19 protein-coding genes are annotated in these 26,036 nt (G+C 59.0%); 6 read left to right on the forward strand and 13 right to left on the reverse strand.

What is annotated here, in order from left to right; all coding sequences use genetic code 11:
- Positions 1-4: 4 nt before the first annotated feature.
- The 5 genes from CFB10_RS21525 to CFB10_RS21545 are packed head-to-tail and all read right to left on the reverse strand — an operon-like array spanning position 5 to position 4,798.
- Entirely contained in the window at positions 5-709 is a 705-nt protein-coding gene (locus CFB10_RS21525; RefSeq protein ID WP_020009150.1) for a DUF624 domain-containing protein, read from the reverse strand.
- 19 nt (positions 710-728) lie between these two features.
- Complete coding sequence (locus CFB10_RS21530) at positions 729-1,838, reverse strand: ABC transporter ATP-binding protein (protein ID WP_020009149.1); 1,110 nt, start codon at positions 1,836-1,838, stop codon at positions 729-731.
- Positions 1,839-1,851: 13 nt separating this feature from the next.
- Positions 1,852-3,024 (reverse strand): glycoside hydrolase family 88 protein, encoded by a 1,173-nt coding sequence (locus tag CFB10_RS21535; protein ID WP_020009148.1) that lies wholly within the window; start codon positions 3,022-3,024, stop codon positions 1,852-1,854.
- Between the two features lie 4 nt (positions 3,025-3,028).
- Positions 3,029-3,865 carry a carbohydrate ABC transporter permease gene (locus CFB10_RS21540; RefSeq protein ID WP_020009147.1) on the reverse strand — a complete coding sequence of 279 codons (837 nt, stop codon included), beginning with the start codon at positions 3,863-3,865 and terminating at the stop codon, positions 3,029-3,031.
- A 3-nt stretch (positions 3,866-3,868) separates the two neighbouring features.
- Positions 3,869-4,798: an ABC transporter permease subunit gene (locus tag CFB10_RS21545; protein ID WP_020009146.1), complete on the reverse strand. Its 930-nt coding sequence runs from the start codon at positions 4,796-4,798 to the stop codon at positions 3,869-3,871.
- Between the two features lie 246 nt (positions 4,799-5,044).
- Here CFB10_RS21545 and CFB10_RS21550 point away from each other — a divergent pair, with 246 nt between their 5' ends.
- Both CFB10_RS21550 and CFB10_RS21555 read left to right on the forward strand, forming a co-directional pair.
- Entirely contained in the window at positions 5,045-6,832 is a 1,788-nt protein-coding gene (locus tag CFB10_RS21550; RefSeq protein WP_020009145.1) for a heparinase II/III family protein, read from the forward strand.
- Between the two features lie 10 nt (positions 6,833-6,842).
- A complete protein-coding gene (locus tag CFB10_RS21555; protein WP_020009144.1) occupies positions 6,843-7,640 on the forward strand; it encodes a hypothetical protein in 798 nt (265 codons plus the stop codon).
- Positions 7,641-7,696: 56 nt separating this feature from the next.
- Here CFB10_RS21555 and CFB10_RS21560 read toward each other — a convergent pair whose 3' ends face one another.
- The 7 genes from CFB10_RS21560 to CFB10_RS21590 form a co-directional block, all read right to left on the reverse strand.
- Positions 7,697-8,449: a FadR/GntR family transcriptional regulator gene (locus CFB10_RS21560; protein ID WP_026363389.1), complete on the reverse strand. Its 753-nt coding sequence runs from the start codon at positions 8,447-8,449 to the stop codon at positions 7,697-7,699.
- 145 nt (positions 8,450-8,594) lie between these two features.
- Positions 8,595-9,605: a 2-hydroxyacid dehydrogenase gene (locus CFB10_RS21565; protein ID WP_020009142.1), complete on the reverse strand. Its 1,011-nt coding sequence runs from the start codon at positions 9,603-9,605 to the stop codon at positions 8,595-8,597.
- Positions 9,606-9,667: 62 nt separating this feature from the next.
- Positions 9,668-11,290 (reverse strand): ABC-F family ATP-binding cassette domain-containing protein, encoded by a 1,623-nt coding sequence (locus CFB10_RS21570; RefSeq protein WP_003506023.1) that lies wholly within the window; start codon positions 11,288-11,290, stop codon positions 9,668-9,670.
- Positions 11,291-11,432: 142 nt separating this feature from the next.
- Positions 11,433-12,671 carry a TadE/TadG family type IV pilus assembly protein gene (locus tag CFB10_RS21575; RefSeq protein ID WP_020009141.1) on the reverse strand — a complete coding sequence of 413 codons (1,239 nt, stop codon included), beginning with the start codon at positions 12,669-12,671 and terminating at the stop codon, positions 11,433-11,435.
- Positions 12,672-12,840: 169 nt separating this feature from the next.
- On the reverse strand, positions 12,841-13,719 hold the full coding sequence (locus CFB10_RS21580; RefSeq protein WP_020009140.1) for a transglutaminase family protein: 879 nt from the start codon (positions 13,717-13,719) through the stop codon (positions 12,841-12,843).
- 4 nt (positions 13,720-13,723) lie between these two features.
- Complete coding sequence (locus tag CFB10_RS21585) at positions 13,724-16,129, reverse strand: circularly permuted type 2 ATP-grasp protein (RefSeq protein WP_020009139.1); 2,406 nt, start codon at positions 16,127-16,129, stop codon at positions 13,724-13,726.
- A 1-nt stretch (position 16,130) separates the two neighbouring features.
- Positions 16,131-19,457: a DUF2126 domain-containing protein gene (locus CFB10_RS21590; RefSeq protein WP_020009138.1), complete on the reverse strand. Its 3,327-nt coding sequence runs from the start codon at positions 19,455-19,457 to the stop codon at positions 16,131-16,133.
- 293 nt (positions 19,458-19,750) lie between these two features.
- Here CFB10_RS21590 and CFB10_RS21600 point away from each other — a divergent pair, with 293 nt between their 5' ends.
- A complete protein-coding gene (locus CFB10_RS21600) occupies positions 19,751-21,559 on the forward strand; it encodes an ABC transporter ATP-binding protein/permease (RefSeq protein WP_020009136.1) in 1,809 nt (602 codons plus the stop codon).
- A gap of 31 nt (positions 21,560-21,590) precedes the next feature.
- Here the strand turns inward: CFB10_RS21600 and CFB10_RS21605 are convergent, their stop codons facing one another.
- Positions 21,591-21,785 carry a hypothetical protein gene (locus tag CFB10_RS21605; RefSeq protein WP_026363388.1) on the reverse strand — a complete coding sequence of 65 codons (195 nt, stop codon included), beginning with the start codon at positions 21,783-21,785 and terminating at the stop codon, positions 21,591-21,593.
- Positions 21,786-21,958: 173 nt separating this feature from the next.
- On the opposite strand from CFB10_RS21605, the gene CFB10_RS21610 reads away from it, so the two are divergent.
- The 3 genes from CFB10_RS21610 (at position 21,959) to CFB10_RS21620 (ending at position 26,033) form a co-directional block, all read left to right on the forward strand.
- Positions 21,959-22,348, forward strand: coding sequence for an acyl-CoA thioesterase (locus CFB10_RS21610; RefSeq protein ID WP_020009134.1), 390 nt, complete (start codon positions 21,959-21,961; stop codon positions 22,346-22,348).
- 169 nt (positions 22,349-22,517) lie between these two features.
- A complete protein-coding gene (locus tag CFB10_RS21615; RefSeq protein WP_026363387.1) occupies positions 22,518-24,761 on the forward strand; it encodes a polysaccharide deacetylase family protein in 2,244 nt (747 codons plus the stop codon).
- A 231-nt stretch (positions 24,762-24,992) separates the two neighbouring features.
- Positions 24,993-26,033 (forward strand): four-carbon acid sugar kinase family protein, encoded by a 1,041-nt coding sequence (locus CFB10_RS21620; protein ID WP_026363386.1) that lies wholly within the window; start codon positions 24,993-24,995, stop codon positions 26,031-26,033.
- Positions 26,034-26,036: the final 3 nt, after the last annotated feature.

Consider the following 26,036-nt stretch of genomic DNA (forward strand, 5'->3'; position numbering starts at 1 on the left):
TGCCTTAAGCGCCGCTCCCCGCCGGTTCGGGCATCCGCACGCGCGTTTTCGCGGCGGCGTTTCTCGCCGCGAAACACAGGGCGAACATGCCGAGCGAAAAATTGATGGTGGCCGGCATGAACACCGACACCGGATAAAAGAGGATATGCGCTATCCAGAGCGCTGCGACGAAGCCGAGCGCCGCAAGCATCGGCAATGGCCTGGTAAGCGCCAGAAACGCCGCCTGCCGCAGGGTTTCCGAAAGCGGCAGGTCCCGCTTGGCCAGAACAACGCTGGCATAGGCGCTGAGGAGGATGAGGAATAGCGTTACCGCAAGGCTGATCGCAAAAGGCAGGCTGTAAGCGAGCTGAAGCCGCGCGGCCCCGGCATAGCTGACAGTCGCATAAGTACCGGCGCTCACCAGCAATGCGCTCAAGACAACAAGCGCGGTGCCGCGCAGGGCGAATTTTGGCAGGGCTTCGAGAAAGTCGCGCAGCAGATAGGTATTTTTGTCGTCCGCAAAGGAAACACAGATGCGGGCCATGGCGAACATCGCCGCCGGCATCGTCACCACCGGCAGACTGGCGATGAGGAACAGGAGATTGAGCTTCACCATCTCCCACCATTCGCGTTTGAGGATATCCAGGAAGAGCGCAAGGCCGGTCAGCGGCGGGGCGTTCTTGTCGATCCCGGCTCCTTCCTTCGTCCATAACCCTTCCAGCCATTGCATCGCGTTTCTCCCGGCCGCGTCAGTAAAGGATCGATCGTTCGGTCACAGGATCGAAAAGCTGCGCATTCGTCAGATCGGCCACCAGTTCGACAGGATCGCCGATCTTGGCCCTGAAGCGCGGTGAGACGCGCGCAATGAGGTTTCTGCCGCCGGAGACGAGATTGAGATGCACTTCCGATCCCATTGGCTCCGCCAGTTCCACGGCGGCCGCGAAGGGAGAAACATTGCCGGCATCGATATCCGCGGGGGCGAATTCGTGGAAATTCTCCGGTCGGATGCCGAGAATGATGTCCTTTCCCTCGTAAGGTCGCAGACGTCCGGTGTCGATATCGGCTGGCAGCGGCAGGGGAGTGCCGTCGAACAGGGCGGTGAAACGGTCGCCGTCACGGCGCAGCGTCACGGGAAGCATGTTCATCTGCGGCGCGCCGATGAAACCCGCGACGAACATGTTGATCGGCCGGTCGTAGAGGTTTTGCGGCGTATCCACCTGCTGGATATGGCCGTCCTTCATCACCACGATGCGATCCGCCATGGTCATGGCTTCTACCTGATCATGGGTCACGTAAATGAAGGTGGCGTCGAGCCGCTTGTGCAGCTTGGAGATTTCCGACCGCATGGTGCCGCGCAGCTTGGCGTCCAGATTGGAAAGCGGCTCATCGAGCAGGAAGACTTCCGGATTGCGCACCATGGCGCGGCCGAGTGCAACACGCTGTCGCTGGCCGCCGGACAGCGCCTTCGGCTTGCGGTTCAGCAGATGGGTGATGTCGAGAATTTTCGCGGCTTCCTGTACCTTGGTGTCGATGAGGTCGCGCGGGGCCTTTCTGAGTTCCAGACCGAAGGCCATGTTCTTGTAGACGGTCATATGCGGATAAAGCGCATAATTCTGGAACACCATGGCGATGTCGCGGTCCTTGGAGGGCACGTCATTCATCACGTCTTCGCCGATGCGCAATTCGCCACCGGAGATTTCCTCCAGCCCGGCAATCATCCTGAGCGTCGTGGATTTGCCGCATCCGGAAGGGCCGACCAGAATGATGAATTCCTTGTCGGCAATATCCAGATCGATATCGTGAACGACCTTGAGCGCACCAAAGGTCTTGTTGAGTTTTTTCAGTGAAATGCTTGCCATCTGTTCCTCGCGCTCACCAATAGGAAGACCAGTTGCGCGAAAGCCGGATCAGCGCTTCCAGATAATAATAATCGCCCCAGGAGACGCACTCATCGACGCCTTCGCCCCGGCAGGTATTATGGGGCGTCTTCTTGGAATAGGTGCCGTGCAGAAGCTGCCCGTTGGAGATCGCGGGATCGCGAACTGAATAGATATCGGCCAGGCTTTTCACCATGCGCCTCGCCAGATCGCGATATTCCTCCGCCTTTTCCGGCGTTTCCAGTTCCGCCATCTCCAACAGGCCGCAGGCGAGAATAGCCGCTGCCGAACTGTCGCGCGGTTCGCCGTCGCCATCGGCAAAGATCAGGTCCCAATAGGGCACGAGATCGTCGGGCAGGCGTTTGAGATAGAAGCCTAGAAGCCGCTCGAAAGTGTCACGATAGGCAGGCAGCCGCTCATAGCGATAGGAGATGGCCATGCCGGCTATGCCCCAGGCCTGTCCACGGGCCCAGTAGCTCTCATCGCTGTAACCCTGCTTGGTCACACCGCGCACCGGCGCGCCGGTCTCCGGGTCCATGTAAAATGTATGATAAGTGGAATCGTCAGGCCGGACGGAATGGGCAAGTGTGGTGCGGGCATGGGCGAGTGCGACGGTGCGGTAATCTTCACGGCCCGTTTCGCGGCTTGCCCAATAAAGCAGCGGCAGGTTCAAAAGACAGTCGATGATATAGCGATATTCATTGGGGTTGTCCCTGCGGCCCCAGGCCTGGATGAATTGCCCGACCGGCTGGAACCGCTCCATCAGCTGGTCTGCCGCCATCAGCGCCGCGCGCCTTCCATCCTCGTCTCCCACCAGTTTCCACGCTGCGATGCAGGAGGGCGAATAGAGAAAACCCATATCGTGATGGTCGGTCTCGATGCGGTTTTCGATACGGTGCAGGAAGCTCTGCACCTGTATTTGCGCCGCATGCTGAAAGGTCCTGTCGCCGGTATGTTCAAAGGCGAGCCATATCTGGCCGGGCCAGAAACCGGCGGTCCACTGGTCGTTCGCCACTGCGGGGTAAAAATTCTTCACGCTCGAATGGTTCTGCGCGGCATAGGTGAACTCAGGCAGATTGCGCCTGACCTGCGCGACGGCGGCCGTCAGCGCTGCGTCGATTTCCGATGCGGTGATCGGGGGTGGAAGGGACGTGGTCAAATCGAGCATGAAATCAACCCTTGAGGCCAGTGGAGGCGACGCCTTCGACGAAGAAGCGCTGCAATGCCAGGAAAACGACGAGAACCGGGATGAGCGCCACGACCGAGGCGGCCATGATCAACCCGTATTCGGCCGAATATTGCGAAATGAACATGCGAAGACCGATCTGGATGGTCTTCAGCTCGGTCTTGGTGAGATAGATCATCGGCCCGAGAAAGTCGTTCCAGGTCGTGACGAAGGTGAAGATCGTCAATGTGGAAAGCGCCGGTTTGGAGAGCGGCAGCATGATCTTTGCCCAGATCTGGTACTCGTTCATGCCGTCGATGCGGGCCGCTTCGCAGAGTTCGTTCGGGATAGACATGTAGAACTGCCGCATCAGGAAAACGCCGAAGGCGGTGAAGGCCTGCAGGAAAATCAAAGCGAGATGGGTATTGTTGAGGCCGAATTCGCGCATGAGCAGGAATTGCGGCACCATATAGACCTGCCAGGGCATGGCGATGGTGGCGATATAACCGAGAAACAGCGTATTCTTGTAGGGAAAATGCAGCTTTGCGAAGGCATAGGCCGCAAAGCTCGATGTCAGCAATTGCAGCACCGTGACGATGATCGTCAGCTTCGACGTATTGTAGATGAAGAGCGCCAGCGGGATTTTCGTCCAGATTTCAACGTAGTTCTCCCAGCGCGGCTGAGAGGGTATCCATTCGATCGGGAACGCGAAGACATCGCGGCTGAGCTTCAGCGAGGCCGACAGCATCCATGCGAAGGGCAAAAGCATGACGATGGTGACGACGATGACCGTCAGATAGATGCCGATCGTGGCGGCGGGGATTTTCCGGCCCATGATGCGCATGGATCAATCCTCCCGCTGCCGTTTGAACTGGACGATGGTGACAGCAAGAACGAGGAAGAACAGGACGAGCGCGATCATGCTGGAATAGCCGAGATCCCAGGAAATGAACGCCTCATTGTAGATGTGGTAGACGAGAACGAGCGTCGAGGTGCCGGGGCCGCCCTGCGTGATCATGTAGACCTGATCGAAAACCTTGAAGGACTGGATCGTCAGCATCACGGTGACGAAAAAGGTCGTCGGCGCAAGCTGCGGCAGGGTGACGTGGATGAATTTCTGCCAGGCATTGGCGCCATCCAGCCCTGCGGCTTCGTAAAGCTCCGAATTGATGCCCTGCAGCCCGGCGAGATAGATGACCATGTAATAGCCCATGCTCTTCCACACGCCGAAGAGAATGACCGTGACCATGGCCCAGTGCCGGTCCGCCGCCCATCCCGGCATATCGGCGGGATCAAGGCCGAGCGTATAAAGCAGCATGTTGACCGGACCCATTTCCGGATTGAAAATCATGTTCCAGACGACAGCCACCGCAACCAGCGATGCGACATAGGGAAAGAACATCGCGGTGCGAAAGAAATTGCGGCCGAAGATTTTCTGGTTGAGCAGGATAGCAAGCCCCAGCGCGCAGGCGAGTGTCGCCGGCACTGATGCAACGGTGTAGATGACCGTGTTCCAGAAGGCCGCGATGAAGGCCCTGTCTTCGAAAAGCCGCCAGAAGTTATCGAGACCGGCAAAACGCATCGCATTGGAGCCGTCCCAGTGCATGAAGGCCAGCGCAAAGGCGAAGAGGATCGGTCCGAGCGTGAAAATCGCAAAGCCGAGAAAATTGGGTGCGATGAAGGAATAGGCGACGAGCGCATTTTCTATTCCGCGCCGCCGCTTGGAGACGATCCGGACTTTTTTCCTGCGATAAGGAACCGCCTGCTTGTCGGACATGGTCGTGGTTGCGATTGCCACAGCCTACCTCCCATTGCTGCCGTTTCACCGCGTCATCGGTCTTGGCTGCTGCATTTTCCATTGCGGCCGTGGTCTTCACCCTGCCGCCTCCCGCGCTCTGGATAACACAATATCAATATTGGTCAAACAACTTTGCATAAAGTCAGACAAATTTTCTGGTTTTCTAGAAATACGTATGATAGGAGCCGCATATCGGATTGCGGAACGCGCGGGAGGTTTGAGGGCGTGTTTGTCGAAATGATGCGGCTCCTGCCCGAAGGGCTCGCCGATTTCGGTGTGGAACTGACGGTGGAAAAAATACGGTCTTCAGCGCCGGATACGGTTTGCCGCAGCCTCGTCGAGGCGGCGGAAAAGGCGCTTGGCGAGCCGTGGTCGGTCATTCTGGCGGGCGATTACCGGGAATATAGCCGTACTGGCAATCGCGATCGTTTCGAGGCGCTTTATTTTTCCCGGCGACTGAAGCTGAATGCGCTGGTTCTGGGGGAATGCGCCGAAGGGCAGGGCCGTTTTCTCGATGCCATCATCGATGGTCTCTGGCTGATATGCGAAGAGAGCGGCTGGCAATTGCCCGCCCATAACTCCCATATTCGCGGCGGCCCACGAGATCCTCTGCCCGATCCGCAAAATCCGGTGATAGACCTGTTTGCTGCTGAAACGGGCGCCAACCTCGCCGTGTGCCTGCATTTGCTCGCACCGGAGCTGGAGCGGGCAAATACAAATCTCGTTTCGCGGGTCCGCGCCGCGATCGATCAGCGTATAACAAAACCCTATCTAGCCCGGCATTTCTGGTGGATGGGGAATGGCGACGAGCGAATGAACAACTGGACGGCCTGGATCACCCAGAATGTTCTTCTCTCGACCATGCTATCTCCCACTGACCAGCCGACGAGACGTTCGGTCATCGAAAAGGCGCTCAAGAGTCTCGATGCGTTTCAGAAGGATTACGCGGAAGACGGCGCCTGCGAGGAGGGCGTTCTTTATTATGGCCATGCAGCACTATGTATGTTCGGGGCGATGAGCATTATCGACGCCTGCGCGCCCGGCTCCATGGAGCCGCTTTTTCATGCGCCGAAGCTTCGCAACATGGCCGAATTCATCGCCAACATGCATGTGGCGGGAGATAGGTTTTTCAACTTCGCCGATGCGCCGGCGAAGATCGAGACGTCCGGCGTGCGGGAATATCTTTTCGGCAAGGCCGTTTCTTCGCCGTCACTCCAGGTTTTTGCTGCCGCCTGCTGGAACCGCTCGTCGGACCGGCTTATGCACAAGGAGTGGAACCTCTGGTATCGGGTCCAGGCGGTTCTCTCCATTCCGCAATTGTCAGCGCTTTTGCCTGCAGAACCTGCGACGACCGACATCGCCTACCCCGGCATCGGTCTGGCGATTGCCCGGGACGGGGTTTTCGATCTCGCCGTGAAGGCGGGCCATAATGGCGAGAGCCATAACCACAACGATGTCGGCAGCTTCACGCTTTATAAGAACGGCCGGCCGTTTATCATCGATGTCGGGGTGGAAACCTACACCGCAAAAACCTTCTCTCCGCAGCGCTATGACATCTGGACGATGCAGTCGGCGTTTCACAATCTGCCGACCTTCGCCGGCGTTATGCAGGTCGCCGGGGCAGAGTTTGCTGCAAGAGATTTTGTGACCGAATTCTCTGAAGAGCAGGCGGAAGTCTCCTTCGATATAGCCGGAGCCTATCCTGCCTTGGCAGGTGTTGAACACTATCGTCGCCGCGTCCGACTGCTGCGTGGCAGTCATGTGGAGGTCGTTGACGACTATCAGGGCGGCCGGGAGGCGGTTCTGTCGCTGATGGTTGCGGAAAAGCCTGCCGTCACGCCGGGTGGCCTGATCTTTGCGGGGCTTGGAGAGATCGCCTGCGAAGGCGCAGGAGAACCCGCCATCAAGGCCATCACAGTCAACGATGCCCGCCTTCGCCAGTCCTGGCCGCCGGTGATCTATCGCATCCTCATCCCAATCAAAGCCAAACGTCTGTGCGTGACGATCAGTTAAGGAAGTGCCGATGAAGCTTACACTCAAGGTCGTCAATGCGGTGGGCGATGTTCTGGCGGAGGCCGGGGCGGAGGACGAAGCTTTGCTTGTCTATCGCGCGGAATATTGCGAGGGCGACAGGCTTGTTGTCGCGGTTTCGCAGCCCGGTCACATCTGGCTCGCGCTCGATGCCGGCATGCCGCCGACGCTGGTTTTCTTGCACGGAAACGAATTCATCCTGCCCGTTCCGTCCGCGGCGAAACGCAAATCCTATCCGCCGCAGGCCTTCAGCGGTAACCTTCACCGGATTGCTGCCCGCCGCACACTTGCCGGCGAGATTGGAGTTCGAAGGAATCTGGCCCTGAACCCGTTTGACGATCATGAAAACACCTCGCTGTTTCCGCATGTCTATGCGAGCACCGAAACGCGTGGGGAGCCGGCCTTTGCGGCTCGCAACGTCATTGATGGCGAAAAGGCGAGCGCCGGTCATGGTTTCTGGCCCTATACCAGCTGGGGCATCAACCGCGATCCTGAAGCCTCGTTGACGCTGGTATTCGGTCGTGCGGTCCTCATCGACCAGCTGACCTTTTATCTGAGAGCGGATTTCCCCCATGATGCCTGGTGGGAGAAAGCGAGCGTCACTTTTTCCGATGGTGAAAGCGCGAGCTTTTCCCTGCAAAAAACCGGGGTCGCACAGAGTTTTCCAGTCGCCCCGCGCCGGGTGGAGTGGATCCGCCTACATGATCTCAAGAAAGCGGATGATCCTTCGCCCTTTCCCGCACTGACGCAGATCGAGGTCTGGGGTGCGGATTTGCGGGAAGCGCCGTAGTTCCTGACCGCGCCCTTCAGAGCATAAAGCTAGGACCCAGTTCTACTCGAAATCCCTTAGCTGTGCGCGATGCCGCGCAGGTCGCGCATCATGTCGCGGTAGCGGTGCTGGCTGCCGCGCAGATGCGCCTGCATCGCCAGTTTCGCGACCTGCTCGTTTCGGTCCGATATGGCGATGACGATGGCTTCATGTTCCTTGTGGATCAATCGCCGGTAAGCTGTCTGGTCGCTCTCGCCGGTTTCGGAAACCACGCGCGATTGTGGAATAACGGCCTGGCCGTGCAGTTCGAGGAACTGCGTGAAAAGCGGGTTGTTGGTGGCGGCCGCAATGGCCAGATGCAGCGCGAGATCGGCTTCGCGAATGGAACGGTTCTCTTCGATACATTGCAGAAGCCGGGCGTGACAGTCGAAAATCGCCTCCTCCTGCGATGGCGAGCGGCGAAGGGCGGCGAGCCCCGCCGCTTCGATTTCGAGCGGCGTCCTGATTTCCAGCACTTCCAGATCGGAAGAGAGACGGGCGCGGTCGATACCGGGCGTGGGTGAAGCTTCCTTTTCGCGCTTCAGCACAAAAATGCCTGCCCCCTGGCGAACCTCCACCAACCCGTCGCAGCGTAGCGCCGTGACCGCCTCGCGCACGACGGTGCGGCTGACACCATGGGTTTCCGTCATCTCGATTTCGCTGGGCAAGCGGTCACCGGGTCCGTATTGCCCTGAGGCGATCGCGTTTCTCAGACTGAGGCTAACTCTACTGACCAGAGAACCGGAGGATTTGCTGCGCTGTTTTTGCTGTTCAGGCACGTCGGTCACCATGCATTAAAATCGAGGCAGGCGTGGAGCCTGTCAAATATGTATGATGAATTTCAATAAAACTCAATGATCATACCAATTTTACCCGCTTTCATGCCGAAGTCGCGCAGGATGGCATTAAAAATCTTCCCGACTCTGGCCGGAGACACTAGGCTGGGCCGGCAAACTGCTCGGTGGAAACAGCATGCAAAGCTCTACCGGTTCTGAAAAAGCTCTCGATATTGCCGATCGTGGTGTCCGCGATGTTCGTGAGGGCTTCCTGCGTGAAGAAGCCCTGATGGCCGGTCACCAGGACATTGGGGAAGGTCAGCAATCGGGCGAAAACGTCATCGCGCAGCACGTCGTTGGAAAGGTCCTCGAAAAAGAGATCGGCTTCTTCTTCATAGACATCGATGCCGAGGCTGCCGATCGTGCCGTCTTTCAGACCGGCAATCGCTGCCTGCGTGTCGATGATGGCGCCGCGGCTGGTATTGACGAGCATCACGCCCTTTTTCAGCCGCGGCAGTGTCTCCCTGCGAATGAGGTGACGGGTCTCCGGTGTCAGCGGGCACATCAGCGCCACAATGTCCGATGTCTGGAACAGTTCCTCGCGCGTGACGTAGGCCATGCCCAGCGCCTCGCAATCGGGATTGGGCCGGAGATCGTGGCCGACGAGACGGCAGCCGAAGCCTGCCGCAATGCGTGCGAAAATCGCCCCGATCTTGCCCGTACCGACAATGCCGATGGTCTTGCCGTGAAGATCAAAGCCAAGCAGGCCATCGAGGGCGAAGTTTCCTTCGCGGACACGGTTATAGGCGCGGTGGATCTTGCGGTTGAGCGACAGGATGAGCGCCATGGTGTGTTCGGCGACCGCATAGGGGGAATAGGCCGGCACGCGCGCAATGGTCAGGCCGAGCTTTTCGGCAATGGCGAGATCGACCTGATTGAAACCGGCGCAGCGCAGGGCGATGAGCCGAACCCCCATTTCCGCCAGTTTCTCGAGTACGGATCGTGAGAGGTCGTCATTAACGAAGGCGCAGATCGCCGCCGCTCCCTCCGCCAGCGCCACCGTCTCAAGAGACAGGCGTGCGTCGCAATATTGCATCCGCATGCCAGGGCGCGCGGCGGCGTCAAGGAACTGCCTGTCATAGGGTTTGGCGCTGTAGACCACGATCCGCATCTGTTTCTCCAGTCTCCAAACGAAAGCTGCCGTTACAGGGCGGGGTGCGTCCGGCAGGCAGCTTAGCTGCGAAGACCCGGTGCTTCCTGTCCCGTGCTTTCGACATATTCGGTATAGCCGCCGCCATATTGGTGAATACCATCAGGCGTCAGTTCCAGCACCCGGTTCGAGAGCGCAGCCAGGAAATGGCGATCGTGCGAAACGAACAGCATCGTGCCTTCATAACCCGACAGGGCCTTGATCAGCATTTCTTTGGTGTCGAGATCAAGGTGGTTCGTCGGCTCGTCCAGCACGAGGAAGTTCGGCGGATCGAACAGCATGGCTGCCATGACGAGGCGGGCTTTTTCACCGCCGGAAAGAACACGGCAGCGTTTTTCCACGTCGTCGCCGGAAAAGCCGAAACAGCCGGCAAGGGCGCGCAACGGCGCTTGACCCGCCTTCGGAAAACGCTCCTCCAGCCATTCAAGAATGGTGCTGTCGCCATCAAGCACATCCATGGCGTGCTGGGCGAAGTAGCCAAGCTTGACGCTGGCGCCGAGGGTGACATTGCCGGAATCCGGTTCCGCCGTGCCCGTCACCAGCTTCAGCAGCGTTGATTTTCCAGCGCCGTTGACGCCCATGATGCACCAGCGTTCCTTGCGCCGCACCATGAAGTCCAGCTCACCATAGATCGTGCGGCTGCCATAGGCCTTATTCACCTTCTTGAGCGCCACGACATCTTCGCCTGAGCGAGGCGCCGGCGCGAATTCGAAAGCAACCGTTTGACGTCGTTTAGGCGGCTCGACGCGGTCGATCTTCTCGAGTTTCTTCACACGGCTCTGCACCTGCGAGGCGTGCGAAGCGCGGGCCTTGAAGCGTTCGATGAACTTGATTTCCTTGGCGAGCATGGCCTGCTGGCGTTCGAACTGCGCCTGCTGCTGCTTTTCGTTCTGCGCGCGCTGCTGTTCGTAAAAGCCGTAATCACCGGAATAGGTGGTGAGGTTGCCGGCATCGATTTCGATGATCTTGGTGACGATGCGGTTCATGAATTCGCGGTCATGCGAGGTCATCAGCAGCGCGCCGTCATAATTCTTCAGGAAATCCTCGAGCCAGATCAGGCTTTCAAGATCGAGATGGTTCGAGGGTTCGTCGAGCAGCATCACATCCGGGCGCATGAGAAGAATGCGGGCAAGCGCCACGCGCATCTTCCAGCCGCCGGAAAGCTTGGAAACATCGCCGTCCATCATCTCCTGGCTGAAGCTCAGCCCGTCCAGCACCTCACGCGCACGGCCTTCCAGCGCGTAGCCGTCCAGCTCTTCGTACCGCGCCTGCACTTCACCGTAACGTTCGATGATGGCGTCCATCTCGTCCATCCGGTCGGGATCGGACATGGCTGCTTCCAGTTCCCGAAGCTCCGCCGCCACTTCACTGACCGGGCCTGCGCCTTCCATGACTTCGGCAACGGCAGAGCGGCCGGACATTTCACCGACGTCCTGATCGAAATAACCGACCGTCATGCCCTTCTCGACAACGACCTGGCCCTCATCGGGCTGCTCTTCACCCGTTATCATCCGGAACAGCGTGGTCTTTCCAGCGCCGTTCGGACCGACAAGGCCGATCTTCTCGCCGCGATTGAGCGCGGCGGAGGCCTCGATGTAGAGAATGCGGTGACTGTTCGACTTGCTGATATTTTCGATGCGGATCATGACAGGGCCTGTGAATGGGAGCGGCCCTCCTATGCCACGGGCCGCTGCCGCTGTCACCTGCCATGCGTGTCTTGCCAGCCATGCAGTCTGGCGACATCAGCCCCGAAGCAATGCCGTCCCCCGGGGCTTCCTTGTGCGCTTGTCAGTTGGTGAGCGTAGCTATGCTGCCTGCGGCCTTGCGGGCGATTTCACCAAATGCGGTCACGATCTGCTCCATATTCTCGGGCGCGTAATAATTATCGGCGCTGGAGGCGCAATATTGCAGCAGCGATTTGCCCTTGTCCGGCGCCATGAAGGCGACGCTGAAAATCTTGATTCCGTCTTTCTTGGCGGTCTCGCAGGTGGTGCGTACCGACTGGTCGATGCTGGAATTCCAAGAGGCGCTGTTTCCCGTCATTTCGCCATCGGTCATGAGAACGATATAGCGCTCGAAGGATTCGTTACCCTGTGTTTTATGTGCTTTCGCTTCATCGGGGTTAGATTTTTTAAGGGCATTATAGGCGGCAGTCAGGCTGCTGCGGGCATCCGTGCCGCCGGTCGGAAACTCCGGGATTTGCTTGTCCACGTAGCTGACCACGCTGCTCGTACCCCAGCTGATGGACTGGGCCGCATAGGTCTCGTGCGTATAAACCGAGGCGCCCGTGCGAACGAGTTCGGAACCGCCGCTAGCGGTATAGGTCGGGTCAGCCTTGTTCAATGTTGCGACGAGGAACCCGACGGCGGTTTTGAGCGACGTGGCCTTGTTGACATAGCATGGACTGGATGTGACCTGCGCTTCGCTCTTGCCCCAATTGCTTGAAGTATAGTTCGGGCACGATTTTTTCGCGGTATTGATGGTATCTGTCTTGAAAGACATCGATCCCGAGCGGTCGAGCGCAAGATACATGGAGATCGGCGCGCCCTTGTCGACGGTGCTTTTTGCAGTGCCCGTTACCGAAAGGTTGAGCGTACTTGCTCCAAGGAATCCAAGCATCGGATTGAGATTTATGCGGCGGTTGATCGTGGTCTCGACCGTGTATGTCTTGCCGCGCTTATTTTCAGTTGTCGTGATGTTGGTTGGAGAGTTTTGCTCCAGCTCCTTTTTCTCCTGCTCGGTCAGGGGCTTTTCCATCTGAGCTGCAATAAAGGCCTTGGCGATCTCCTTGAGCTGTTCGTCGCTCAGTTCGCCTTTTTTCAGGCGGGCCTCGGTGGCCGCTGCAAGAGCCGCAGAATCCGCCGTATTCTGCATGTCTGCTTTCGCCTGCATGACGTTCGCAAGCTCCATGCCAGCGCCGGCAACACCCAGCAACACTGGCAGCAATATGGCCGTCATCATACCGAAATTGCCGCTGGTATCAGCAAGAAAACGGTACTTCTTTTTTTGATGTGTGGAGGCGGTCATAGTGGTGCTCAACGATTAGAATATTCGATTGAGCGCAGGAAACCCGCAAACGATGTAGAATCCGCTAACGTGACCGGTTCAATTTTACGCAGCGTTCAATTTGGTGCAGGTTTCAAAGTATTTTCAAGAATTGTTTCGCACGATGGCCGCAATAATACACATCGTGTCATTATTGGACGGGGATGACGTCGACGGCCTGTTTTATCTGCTGGTTGCCATAGCTCTTCAAGACACCGATCACCGGGGCGACATCGGAATAATCCCGGCCATAACCGACGACGATGTGGTCGCTTCCCGCGACGATATCATTGGTGGGATCAAGCTCCAGATAACCGGTTGCCTCGCCGCACCAGATACGAACCCAGGCATGCATGGCATCGGCCCCTTCCAGCCGTTCCTTGCCCGGTGGGGGAATGGTACGCAGGAAGCCGCTGACGTATCCGGCGGGAATGCCGAGGCTGCGCAGCGCCATGATCATGATATGCGAGAAATCCTGACACACGCCGCGCTTCAGCTTGAAAGCTTCCGATGGCGTCGTATCCACGGTCGTCGCCTCGCCATCATAGGTGAAATCCCTGTGGATGCGTTTGCACAGAGAAAGCGCGATTTCGCGAATGGTCATTCCGGGTTTCAGCAATTCCCGCGCATAGGCGGATATCGCCGCGTCCATTCCAATCCTCGGGCTTGCGCCAATGAAATGGTGCGGCGACTGGAAATCGAGTGACCAGACATCGGCAAGCTCCTGCGGCAGGCGGTAAAGCTCTGGAGAGAAATCCGCCGTCAGCGCCTGTGCCTCCACCATCACGCGGGCCTGCATGCGGATGTCGAGCTTTTCATGCGGAGCGCGAAGATGCACCGAGGTGGCCGATTGATGAAAGAAATCATCGAAGGCGACACGTTCTTCCGGCGTCGGTGAAACATCGATGGAACCGGCGACAAGCCGCTGCCGGCCGGGAATGGAGAGCGGCAGGACACGGATGATGTGGCGCGCGCCGTGGGCCGGCGTGTCGTAGGTATAACCCATATGCAGGGAAAGGTCGTAGAGCATAGGATTATCCAAGATAGGTCCGTGCAAGAACATCGGAGAGATGTTCCATATCGGTTTCGAGCTGACGATAGATCGCGCCGTTCATGTTTTCAGGCGTCATGACCGCCAGCCCGGAATGCAGGCGCATCGCCTCGCGGTAGAAGGGCGACATCTGGCCATTGACGAAGGCGTTCGGAAGCTGCTCCACCTCGGTGCGGATCTCGTTCAGCTGGAACAGGATCGAACGAGGATTGAGCGGGTCGAGCGCCAGAAGATCGGTCACGGTCAGGCCGGCCGTGCTGACATTGTAGCGGCGGCGATGGGTCATGACGCTGTCGCCGATTTCGAGCAGCATGTCATAGGAACCGTCAGGCGCGTCCGGGCCGGTCATATGGCCGAGAAGACGTGTCATGTGCAGGCCGCGTTCGAGATAACGGCCAATCGACAGGAAACGCCAGCCGGTGAAGCGATACATGTTTTCGTGCACGAGACCGGCAAAGCCCGCAAGCTTGCGCAAGAGGATCGTCATGGCATGGGTGGCGTCATCGCCGGGGGCCACCTTCGCGTGGAAGCGGCGGGCGGTCTTGGCAAGGTCGTTCAACGCCAGCCATCCGTCAGGCGAAAAGCGGTCGCGGATATTGCTGGCGGAATAAAGCGCGCTGTTGATGTTGTTCAGCAGGCTTTCCGGCACGGCATCGTTCATCTCCACGTCCAGCGCTTCGAGATAGCGCGTCACATGGGCGAGCAGCGGCTGGCGCGGATCAGCGGATTCGGCATAACGGCCGTGCCAGGCACGCAGGATACGCAGGGCGCCTTCCGAACGCTCGATATAGCGGCCAAGCCAGAAGAGATTGTCGGCCGCACGGCTCGGCAGGCTTCCCGGCATGTTTCGGGTGAAGCTTTCTTCCGCCGGCAGAAGCGTGGTGCGTTCCACCGGCTTGTCGCTGACGATCCAGACATCCGCCGCGCTGCCGCCCGATTGCATGGCGATTGCGGAAACGTCGTCGCCGCTTCCAATCCGTGCGAAGCCACCCGGCATGATCTGCCAGCCGTCCTGGGTGCGGGCGGCAAAAACACGAAGGCTCATCGGGCGCGGCACGAGCTTGTTGTCAATATAAGCGGGGGTGGTTGAAAGCTTCACCACTTCCTGACCCACCAGCTTGTGACCATCGGAGGCGAGCCAGTCGCTGATCGATTCCTTCGCCGTTTCACGCAGCGAAGAGCCGAGGACGGATTGGCCGTTATCATCAAAGAACGGCATCCGCGAATAGGCGGGGCCGATGACCATACCTTCAATATTGCCGGCAACATGGCGGCGCTCGGCCTCCTGCCCGCACCACCATGTGGCGATGGAGGGCAGCTTCAGTTCTTCACCGAGAATGTGGCGGCAGATACGCGGCATGAACGCGAGCAGCGCTCGCGTTTCGAGAATGCCGCTGCCAAGCGCGTTGACGATGGTGAGCGCTTCATTGCGCAGCGCCTGCACCATGCCCGGCGTGCCGATATGGGATTGCTGGTTGAGTTCCAGCGGATCGGAATAGGAAGCGTCCAGACGCCGCCAGAGAACACCGACCGGTTTCAGCCCGGCGACGGTTCTGACCATGACACGGCCGTTGACGACGGTCAGATCCTCGCCCTCCAGTAGCATGAAGCCGAGATAACGGGCGATATAGGCGTGTTCGAAATAGGTCTCGTTGGCGGGGCCGGGCGTCAGCACCGCGATCCGGTCATCAGGATGTTTGCGGTGCGCCTGCAGCGTATCGCGGAAAGCGCCGAAAAACGAAGCCAGACGATGCACATGGGTTTCCGCATAGATGTCGGACAGTGCGCGGGTGGTCGCCACCCGGTTTTCGAGCGCGAAACCCGCACCGGAAGGCGCCTGCGTCCGGTCGGCCAGCACCCACCAGTTTCCATCGGGCCCGCGGCCGATTTCAAACGAGCAGAAATGCAGATAATGGCCGCTCGCCGGTTTCACGCCGACCATGGGCCGCAGATATTCCGGATTGGAGGCGATCAGCGCCGGCGGCACGTAACCTTCCTTCACCAGCCGGTTTTCGCCGTAGAAATCGGCGACCATGGCTTCCAGAAGGTCAGCGCGCTGTTTCAGACCTTCGGAAAGGACGGTCCATTCCCTGTCGTCGATCAGCACGGGAATATGGGAGATCGGCCAGTTTCTTTCGCTGCTGCCCTTGCCGTAATCGCGGTAGAACACGCCGGCATCGCGCAGATAGCGGTCGGTGCGGGCGAAGCGCTCATGCAGCTCCCGTTCCGACATGCGCGACAGGGCGTCGAGCAGGGTTTTCCAGACCGGCCTCACCTTGCCGTTGGTATCGAGCATTTCGTCGGCGACGCCCGGCAAGGGGGAATATTCAAGCCCGCGCGGTTGCGCGCTCGTTTCCGTTTTGCGTTCCGTTGCCGGGGCTTTGGACAATTTACACTCCGTAAGGCCGACGCAGATCAAGCGTCAGCGGAAATTCTGGCGACACGGTTTCCACCTGTAACGGATATTGCCCTGCCGTATGTCCCCATGGTTCGAAACGGGCGAGGCGGCGTGCCTCGGCCTCATTGCCGTTGACGGGAAAGGTCTCGTAATTGCGCCCGCCCGGATGAGCAACATGGTAGATGCATCCGCCGATCGATCGCCTCGACCATGTATCATAAATGTCAAAGGTCAAGGGTGAATTGACGGGTAGAACGGGATGCAGGCCGGAGGCGGGCTGCCATGCCTTGAAGCGGACACCGGCAACCGCGACGCTGCGGTTTTCCGTCTGCGTCAGTGGAACGGCGCGGCCGTTGCACGCCACGGTGTAGCGGGTGGGATTGGAGGTTTCCAGCCGCACCTGCAGGCGCTCAACGGAGCTGTCGACAAAACGCACGGTGCCGCCAATGGCGCCCTGTTCGCCCATCACATGCCAGGGCTCCAGCGCCTGGCGCAACTCAAGTTTCGCGCCCTCATATTCCACTTCGCCGAAGAAGGGGAAGCGGAATTCCTGCTGGGCGGTGAACCATTCCGGTTTCACGTCGAAGCCGTTTTCCCGGAGATCGGCGAGCACATCCAGAAAATCCGCCCAGATATGATGCGGCAGCATGAAACGATCGGCGAGCGCCGTGCCCCAGCGCACGAATTTGCCGGCGGCCGGATTTTTCCAGAAACGGGCAATGAGGGCGCGTATCAGCAATTGTTGGGCAAGCGACATGCGTGCGTTCGGCGGCATTTCGAAACCGCGAAACTCCACAAGGCCGAGGCGACCGGTCGGCCCGTCAGGCGAAAACAGTTTGTCGATGCAGATTTCGGCGCGGTGGGTATTGCCGGTCACGTCTGTCAGCAGGTTGCGGAACAGGCGGTCGACCAGCCATGGCAGCGGCGGCACGCCCTCGCCGGGGGCGGGCACCTGCGCAATCGCGATTTCCAGCTCGTAGAGGCTGTCGTGGCGCGCCTCGTCGATGCGCGGCGCCTGACTTGTCGGGCCGATGAACAGGCCGGAAAAGAGGTAGGAGAGCGATGGATGTCGCTGCCAGTGCAGGACGAGACTCTTCAGAAGGTCAGGACGGCGCAGAAAAGGGCTGTCATTGGGGTTCGCCCCACCAACCACCACATGGTTGCCGCCGCCGGTGCCGGTGTGGCGGCCGTCGATCATGAACTTGTCGGCGCCGAGACGCGACTGGCGCGCTTCTTCATAGACGGCCGTGGTGATATCGACACAGTCCTTCCAGCCCGCGGCGGGGTGGATGTTGACTTCGATGACACCGGGATCGGGCGCGACGCGGATGACATTGATACGCTCGTCATGGGGCGGCGCATAACCTTCGATATGGACGGGCAATCCGAGATCGGTTGCTGCCGTTTCGGCAGCGGCGATCAGTTCCAGATAATCCTCGATGCGCTCGACGGGCGGCATGAAGACACAGAGCCGGCCATCGCGCGGCTCGACGGACAGGGCAGTGCGCACCGCGCCGCCGATTTCACCCAGCGTCTGCTCGATGCGCTCCTGTCCCGCCCCCTCGCTCGCCTGGAAGGAAGCCTCAGGCATGGCGCGGCCCGATGGTGTCAGGACATCGGGAAGCGGTCCTCTCGGGATCGAAGGGTCGGCCTCGTGAATATAAGGATAGGCGGATGGCGGCACATGAGGCAGCGTGCCGAGCGGCAGGCGGTAACCCACCGGGCTGTCACCGGGAACGAGGAATATTTTACCGCGTCGCGTTTTCCATTTTTCGCTGATCCAGCGCTTGCCGGCGGCGCGTGCATTCCACGCCTGAACGGGAAGAATATAGCCGGTCGGTGTCGTCAGTCCACGCTCGAAGACGCGGGCAATGCGGTTTCGCTCTTCCGGGTCTTTCAGTTTGGAATTGGACGGGTCGACATTGTCGGGAAGGCTGCCTTCCTTGATGATCCATTCGGCCGGATCCTCATAGGCCGGCAGCACCAGCTCCGGCTCGATGCCGAGGTGGCTGGCTATGCCGTCCAGCAGTTTCTGCGCATCTTCCGCCTTGACGCCTGTATTGGCGCCCTCTTCGGCGATCAGCGCCGGGTTCTGCCAGATCGGCAGGCCATCCTTGCGCCAATAGAGCGAGAAGGTCCAGCGGGGCAGGCTTTCGCCCGGATACCATTTTCCCTGTCCGTAGTGCAAAAAGCCGCCCGGCGCGAAACGCTCACGCAGGCGGCGGATCAGGGCGTCGGCCTTTTCGCGCTTTGTCGGCCCGACCGCGCCGGTGTTCCACTCGTCGGATTCGAAATCGTCGATGGAAACAAAGGTCGGCTCGCCGCCCATCGTCAGGCGGACGTCATGGCTATTCAGAACCTCATCGACCTCCTGGCCGAGCGCATTGAGTTCCTCCCAGCTTTCATCCGAAAAAGGCTTGGTGATGCGCGGCGTTTCGGCAACCCGGCGGACCTGCATGTCGAAGGCGAATTCCGTGTTGGCATGGCCATAATAGCCACCGGAAATCGGTGCGGCATTGCGGTAATGCGGCGTTGCCGCCAGCGGAATATGGCTTTCGCCGGTCAGAAGACCGGAGGTGGGGTCGAGGCCGATCCAGCCGGCGCCAGGCATATAGACTTCCGCCCAGGCGTGAAGATCGGTAAAATCCACCTCGGTGCCGGATGGGCCATCCAGCGCCTTGAGGTCTGGCGTCAGCTGGATGAGGTATCCCGACACGAAGCGGGCTGCGAGGCCAAGATGTCTCAGGACCTGCACGAGCAGCCAGCTTGTATCGCGGCACGACCCCTTGCCGGAGGCGAGCGTTTCCTCAGGCGTCTGGACGCCGGGTTCCATGCGGATGACGTAACCGATCTCCTGTTGCAGGCGGGCATTGAGGCCAACGACCATGTCCACAGTCGGTTGCCCCGGTGTGTGGTCGACGGTGGCCATGAAGGCGGCGAGCAGCGGGCCGGTCGGTTCCGGCTTCATGTAGATGGAGAGATCGTCACGCAATTCCTGCGGATAATCGAAGGGCCACTTTGTCGCTTCCTCCTCAACGAAGAAATCAAACGGATTGTAAACCGTCATATCGGCGACAAGATCGACCTCGATCTTAAATTCAGTGGCCGGTTCGGGAAAAACGAAACGGGCGAGGTAGTTGCCGTAGGGGTCCTGCTGAAGGTTCACGAAGTGATTGGAGGGTGAAACCTTGAGCGAATGGCTGATGACGCGGGTTCTGGAGTGCGAGGCGGGCTTTAGTCTTATGATCTGTGGTCCAAGTCGAACCGGGTTGTCATATTTATAATGCGTCAGATGATAAATGCTCGCTTTGATCGCCATTAATCTGCCTTGCCCGGTTTTTCCGGTTTATGCGGTTTGTCCGCCCCTCTGAAATTATTCGGATTTTGTGCAATGCAGGAAAAGAAAGCAAGGATCATTTCCGGGGGCAATCGCATTGTTGGCTGAGACCACGATGTTTGCCCGAACGAAGAATTGCCCGGGCTTTTCAATCACCGTCGCGGAGATTTCGCCGGGATTGTGGACAAGGTTAAACAGCATGTTATTGCTTGGCATCGCAAGGCGCAGAATCGCGACCCGCTTTCTTTGCCGACTGACGTTTCGGAATGGAATGAATGGCAACAACCGTGACCGACGATCAGCGCAAAAGCGCGGCTAATCTTTCGGGTTTCGATCTCGATTTTCCCGCCCAGCTGCGGATGATGGGGCGCGCCTTCTGGACATCGCCGGTACGCACCCGGCTGATTTTGCTGTCGATCGCGCTGCTCACGGTTATATTACTCACGGCCTATGGGCAGATCAGGCTCAATGAATGGAATGCGCCGTTTTACAATGCGCTGGAACGGCGCGATCTCGATGCCTTCATTCATCAGCTCGAGGTCTTCGCCATCATCGCGGGACTGCTGCTTCTCCTCAACGTCATCCAGACCTGGCTGAACCAGATGACGGCGCTGAACATGCGCGAAGGTCTTGCCAAGGATATGGTGGATCAATGGCTGAAACCGGGTCGCGCCGCCCGTCTTGCCGGTTTCGGCACGATCGCCATCAACCCGGATCAGCGTCTGCATGACGATGTCCGCAACCTTGCGGAAAGCAGTACGGCGCTTTCCATCGGTCTCGTGAATGCGACGATTCTGCTCGTCAGCTTTATCGGCGTCCTCTGGTCGCTCTCGGCCGGTTTCACCATCACCATCAGCGGCGATACTTATGCTATTCCCGGCTATATGGTCTGGGCGGCGATCTTTTATGCCGGTTCCGCCTCGCTTCTCAGCAATCTCGTCGGTTATCGGCTGGTCGGGCTGAATGCCGAACGTTATTCCAAAGAAGCGGAATTGCGTTTTTCATTGATGCGGGCGAGCGAAAACCTTGCCGCCATTGCGCTTGCACGTGGTGAGAAGAACGAAAGGCGGCGGATCGGTATCGATATTGATGCGGTGCTTGGCGTCATCCGGGGCCTTGCCATGGCGCTGACGCATCTCACATGGGTCTCGGCAGGGTATGGCTGGCTGGCGGTGGTGGCGCCGATCCTGATCGCGGCGCCGGTCTATTTTTCCGGCAACCTCACCTTCGGCGGGCTGATGATGGCCGTCGGCGCCTTCAACCAGGTCAATACGGCGCTGCGCTGGTATATCGACAATTTCGGCCCTATCGCCAGCTGGAAGGCGACATTGCAGCGCGTTTCCGTCTTCCGAAACGCCCTTATCCAGATGGACAGCGTTGAACAGCACGGCCTTACGATCGATCTGCAACGCAGCGCAGAAAATGAAAAGGTCCGTCTGCAGTCGGTCACGATCTGCCGTGATGCGGGCGGGCAGGATATGGAGCGTGGGTTCAGGCTGCGCGAGGCTGAGATCGAGGTCGGGTCGGGCGAACGGCTGATGATAAACGGCGAGCAGGGCGTGAACAGGCGGCTGCTGTTTGCGGCCATGGCGGGGCTCTGGCCCTGGGGGCAGGGCAGGATCGAGATGCCCGAACAATCCGACACGCTTTTCATCGCCCAGCACGGCTATCTGCCGTCGGGTTCGCTGCGCGAAATCCTCGCCTATCCGCGCGCGCCGCAGCGGTTTACAGATGCGGATTATCTCGCGGCGCTCACCGCATGCGGGCTTGGAGAAATGGCCTCACGTCTCGATGAAAATATCCGTTGGGACAAGAAACTGGATTCGGATGAGCAGGCCAGCATCCGTGTTGCCAATGCCCTGCTTTTGAAGCCGAAATTCCTCGTGATCGACGATTTGCTGGAAGGGCTCGAAAAACAGACGCAGGATACGCTGGCGGAGGTTTTGAATGGGATCGATGGCGCGGCGATCATCTATATCGGCCGGTCGGAAACATTCCTGTCGATCCTCACGCCTCAAGTGGCCCATCTCGACCACACCTTTCCGAAGGAAAATATTTCCAGGCCCGATAGTGCTCCGCAGTAGATCGTCGGGCTGGGAGCCTGATGGGAGCGGATCAGAGCCGCAAATGCCAGCTGTCTGAAGCGAGCCGTTGCTGTTTGACGAGGCTTATCGTGGCTTCCGGCTCCACCTGCGAGCGCAGGGCAAGTGTGCCTGTCGCCAGGCTGATGGCGACGACGCTTGCAACCGCCAGGACGATGCGGTCGTAGCGCTGCTGTATTGTGTTGTTTCCACTCCAGTCATAGGCCATTCGCACGCCCTCGCGTTTTTTGGAATCGTGCCCCATCATGGTTAACCGAAGCTTACGATGGCCCTGTGATTCCTTGCTGTTTTGGAAGGGCTGCCGCGAAAAATCGGCTATTGGCGGATAGGGCGCGGTTGTTTAAGTCCGGCAGCGGGAGGTTTGTGAAAGGATTTTGAGACATGGACCAGCAACCGCCCGCCGACATGGAACTCACGCTCAGAACGCTTGCAATGCCCGCCGACGCCAACCCGGCCGGTGATATTTTCGGCGGCTGGGTCATGTCGCAGATGGACCTTGCCGCTTTCGTTCGCGCCAATGATGTGGCCGGCGGCCGCACCGTCACCGTGGCAGTCAATGAGATCGTCTTCAAGAAGCCGGTCAAGATCGGCGATACATTGTGCGTCTATACCAGGATCGAAAAGATCGGCCGCACCTCCGTCACGCTCAAGATAGAAGCCTGGACCCGCAGGCATTATCAGGATTCACGCGAAAAGGTGACGGAGGCCGTCTTCATCATGGTCGCGGTGGATGACAATGGTGAGCCGCGCCCCGTCCGCAAAGGGGCTTGAAGGTCGCCGTCTTTTCAAAGCAACGCCAAAGCGCCTGCCGAAGGAATAAAGAGCACAGGCGCTTTGGCCTTGCGCGCCATTCGATATCTCTCCGCTCAATACTTTCGAAATATCGAATTTATTTATCAATTTTTGCGATCAAGATATGGAATAGGACGGGGATCAGGCTTTGACCATTCCAGGTGTTGTTATTGTCGGCGGCGCTCACGGCACGCTTGCCCTTGCGCGCAGCCTTGGCGCCCTGAATGTGCCCGTCCATTATCTTACCCACGATTCCCCCTTGCCGGGCTGGTCACGCTTCGTGCGGCAAACAATTCGCTGGGCTGGCCCGCATGATGCCGGGGCAATCGTGTTCCTGCGTCAAATGGCCGAGAAGCACGGTTTGAAGGGCTGTCTGCTGGTGCCGTCCGGCGATGGCGAGGTCCAGCTCATTTCGCAGCACCGTGAGGAGCTTTCCGGTCTTTACAAAATCGTTCTGCCGGATTGGGCGGCTCTGCAATGGCTGTGTGAAAAACCGCTGCTTTACAAGCGTGCGGCGGAGCTTGGCGTCAGCATTCCCCGGACCTATGCATTGACATCGGACGCCGACATCGATGCGCTGGATGTGATGTTTCCCGTCATTCTCAAGCCCAACATGGGGGGCGGTGATACCACGATTGCCCGGGCGAAAGTGATCCGGGCGAATGATCGCCAGGCGCTGAAGACCGCTTTCGCCGATGCGAGTGGAGAGATCGGCGCTGGCAACGTCGTTGTGCAGGAACTCATTCCCGGCGGCGGAGAAAGCCAGTTTTCCTACGCGGCACTGTGGCTCAATGGAGAGCCGGTGGCCGAATTCACAGCTCGGCGCGCCCGGCAATATCCCGTCGATTTCGGTTATACCAGCACCCGTGTCGAGGTTGTCGATAATGGGCAAGCGATCGATGCGGCTCGAAAAATGCTGAAATCCGCAGGCCATAGCGGGCTTGTCGAGGTCGAGTTCAAGCTCGACGGCCGGGATGGCGAGTTGAAACTTCTCGATGTCAATCCGCGCCCATGGTCGTGGTTCGGCCTCTGTTCGGCCGCGGGCGTCGATCTTGGTGCTTTGCTGTGGCGGGTCGCGAATGACGAACCGACAGCTCAGCCCGCCAGCGCGCGGCAGGGCGTTTCCTGGTCCTATCTCGTCCGCGATACCGTTGCGGCTTTCACCCTGGCCACGAGGGGGCAGACGAGGATTGGAGACTATTTCGCCTCTTTCGGCAAGATACGCAGCTGGGCCTCCTTTGCGCTGAACGATCCCTTGCCGGGCCTGATCGATCTGCCGCTGACAGTCTTGAGGGTCATGAAAAAACGCATCCTGCCCGGTCTGGCGTCAGGGCAATCGAAGACGGGATTTTTACCGCCGTTCAAACGCCTCGTAAAATATGGGGCCATAAGGGCGGGGTTGGAAGTGAGTTCTTTCCCGCCTGTCCGGTCGGCGTTTTCGTCCTTTGCCGGGTGTGGTGTGATTTTTACACTTCACCATGTGCGCCCGGGCAGGGCTGTTTCGGCCTTTGCTCCGAACGTTCAATTGTCAGTTACGCCGCAATTTCTGGAAGAGGCGATACAGGCTGCGCTCGAATGTGGCCTCGTTCCGGTCCATCTGCACGATCTGCCGTCTCTGCTAGCCGATAACCACGAAGGTCGATCATTCTGCGCCTTCACGCTGGATGATGGCTATCGCAATAATGCCGAGTATGCAGCGCCGATCTTCCGCAAATATGCCGTGCCCTACACGATTTTCATCACGCCGGGCTTTGTCGAGCGAACACGCAGCCTTTGGTGGGAAACCGCCGCTGCCCTGACGCAGAAGGTCTCGTCTTTCGAATTCGATTTCGGGGCGGGGCCGGAGCAGGTGGCATGCGCCAGCCCATCGCAGAAAGCGCAGGCATTCACGCGGCTTGAAGATTTTGTCCAGAACTTTTCGGAAGACGAGGCGGTGGAAAGAATCGACCGTGTCGCGAGTCAACATGGCGTCGAACCCATCGCGATCGTGGACGAACTCGTCATGGATACGGATGAGCTCAGGACGCTGTCGAAAGATCCTCTGGTTCATTTCGGCGCCCATACCATGACGCATGTGAATATGCGCAAGATCGATGCGGCGCGTCTGGTTTATGAGATCGCAGAATCGGCGCGCCGGGTGGAAGCCTATACCGGCCATCGGCCACGGTCCTTTTCCTATCCCTATGGCTGGGTAAGGGCGGTGGGAGAACGCGAAGCGAAAGCCGTTCACGACGCAGGATTTTCTGCGGCCGTGACCACGCAGGCCGGCGTTATTGGTCCCCACAGCCTCGAAAAGCCGACGCAGTTGCCGCGGGTATCGCTGAACGGACGCTTTCAGAAAAAACGTTTTGTCAAAGCGCTCATCTCGGGCCTGCCCTTCCGGTTCATCTAGCAACCTCAGCCTTCGTCATCTTTGCCCGTCCAGCCATGTGGGGCTGCGGTCCGCGTTTGACATCCCCTGTCACTATTTCCGAATTCTGCTGTCGCTCTGCGGGCGTCTTCGCAGCCGTTTGGTCAATTCGAAATGCGGTGTTGCAATTTTTGTTATTCACATCCCATTATCTATTGATTATAAATAAATTTATCGATGTAAAACATTACAACTTTTATAAAGGCCTCGTTGGTGCTGCTGATTTTTGCCGATGATCTGACCGGAGCGCTCGACGCCGCCGCCCCCTTTGCCGGGCGTGGGCTGGAGACCGAGGTTGCGATCGGGCTTGACGGTGTGCGTGCAGCGCTCGCGGATGCGCCTGCCGTCCTCAGCGTCAATCTCGGCTGTCGTGATGGCAAGGCGGATGAAGCCCGCCGCCGCACGCAGGAACTGTTGGCGCTGGTTCCGGCGGGTACAATTCTCTTCAAGAAAATCGATTCCCGCCTGAAGGGGCATATTGCAGCGGAAATGGATGCGATTTCCTATCGCCACGCGCTTGTCGCGCCCGCCATTCCGGATTTTGGCCGTGTCGTTGCTGGTGGAGCCGTGTCCGGCTTTGGCGTCGAAATTGCCATTTCTGTTCATGAAAGGTTGGGCGGGCACGCCGGCCGCTGCACGATACCGGATACACAAACGACGGGCGATATCAGGGAAGCTCTCGCCGCCGCGCAGGCGGAGGGGGCCGATCTTCTGGTCGGCGCGCGTGGGCTTGCCGAGGCGCTGGCTGAGGCGATGACGGGCCAAACTGTCCCTGAGGCAGCGGCCGTTCCAGCTGGCAAGGGGCTTTTTGTCATCGGGTCCCGCGATCCGATTACGGTGGAGCAGGTTGACGTTCTTGGGAGTGTTGGACCTTTCTCGATCGTTGAGGCGCCGAATGGTATGGTGCCCAGTCATGCCGATGAGGATGCCGGCCTGACGCTGGTTCAAGCGACACAGGGCGCGGAAAATCTGTCACCGCTTGTGGTTTCAGACCGGCTGGCGGAAGGCGTCGTGCCGGATTTTACCGCCGGAGCGGTAAGACTGCTGTTGTCGGGCGGAGCCACGGCCGAAGCCGTGCTGCGAGCCATGGGCATTTCACGCTTGCGTCTTGCCGGCGAATGCCTGCCGGGTCTCGGCGTCGGCTGGTCCGGAGACCAATGCATCATTGCGAAGTCCGGCGGTTTTGGGCAAGCTGACACGTTGAAACGGATCGCGAAAATGATGCTTGGCGACAATGACGCTGGAGAGAGCTGACCA

Source organism: Agrobacterium sp. 719_389, from assembly GCF_900188475.1.
In the GTDB taxonomy this organism is placed as follows: Bacteria; Pseudomonadota; Alphaproteobacteria; order Rhizobiales; family Rhizobiaceae; genus Agrobacterium; species Agrobacterium radiobacter.

What these genes read in the sequence shown, in the direction of transcription:
- CFB10_RS21565 (WP_020009142.1), bottom strand. Translation starts at nt 9,605, where the DNA reads ATGCGGATCGTGGTCTACAGCGCCAAACCCTATGACAGGCAGTTCCTT.
- CFB10_RS21600 (WP_020009136.1), top strand. Translation starts at nt 19,751, where the DNA reads ATGGCAACAACCGTGACCGACGATCAGCGCAAAAGCGCGGCTAATCTT.
- CFB10_RS21545 (WP_020009146.1), bottom strand. Translation starts at nt 4,798, where the DNA reads ATGTCCGACAAGCAGGCGGTTCCTTATCGCAGGAAAAAAGTCCGGATC.
- CFB10_RS21590 (WP_020009138.1), bottom strand. Translation starts at nt 19,457, where the DNA reads ATGGCGATCAAAGCGAGCATTTATCATCTGACGCATTATAAATATGAC.
- CFB10_RS21540 (WP_020009147.1), bottom strand. Translation starts at nt 3,865, where the DNA reads ATGCGCATCATGGGCCGGAAAATCCCCGCCGCCACGATCGGCATCTAT.
- CFB10_RS21575 (WP_020009141.1), bottom strand. Translation starts at nt 12,671, where the DNA reads ATGACCGCCTCCACACATCAAAAAAAGAAGTACCGTTTTCTTGCTGAT.
- CFB10_RS21535 (WP_020009148.1), bottom strand. Translation starts at nt 3,024, where the DNA reads ATGCTCGATTTGACCACGTCCCTTCCACCCCCGATCACCGCATCGGAA.
- CFB10_RS21530 (WP_020009149.1), bottom strand. Translation starts at nt 1,838, where the DNA reads ATGGCAAGCATTTCACTGAAAAAACTCAACAAGACCTTTGGTGCGCTC.
- CFB10_RS21555 (WP_020009144.1), top strand. Translation starts at nt 6,843, where the DNA reads ATGAAGCTTACACTCAAGGTCGTCAATGCGGTGGGCGATGTTCTGGCG.
- CFB10_RS21610 (WP_020009134.1), top strand. Translation starts at nt 21,959, where the DNA reads ATGGACCAGCAACCGCCCGCCGACATGGAACTCACGCTCAGAACGCTT.
- CFB10_RS21525 (WP_020009150.1), bottom strand. Translation starts at nt 709, where the DNA reads ATGCAATGGCTGGAAGGGTTATGGACGAAGGAAGGAGCCGGGATCGAC.
- CFB10_RS21560 (WP_026363389.1), bottom strand. Translation starts at nt 8,449, where the DNA reads ATGGTGACCGACGTGCCTGAACAGCAAAAACAGCGCAGCAAATCCTCC.
- CFB10_RS21570 (WP_003506023.1), bottom strand. Translation starts at nt 11,290, where the DNA reads ATGATCCGCATCGAAAATATCAGCAAGTCGAACAGTCACCGCATTCTC.
- CFB10_RS21580 (WP_020009140.1), bottom strand. Translation starts at nt 13,719, where the DNA reads ATGCTCTACGACCTTTCCCTGCATATGGGTTATACCTACGACACGCCG.
- CFB10_RS21605 (WP_026363388.1), bottom strand. Translation starts at nt 21,785, where the DNA reads ATGGCCTATGACTGGAGTGGAAACAACACAATACAGCAGCGCTACGAC.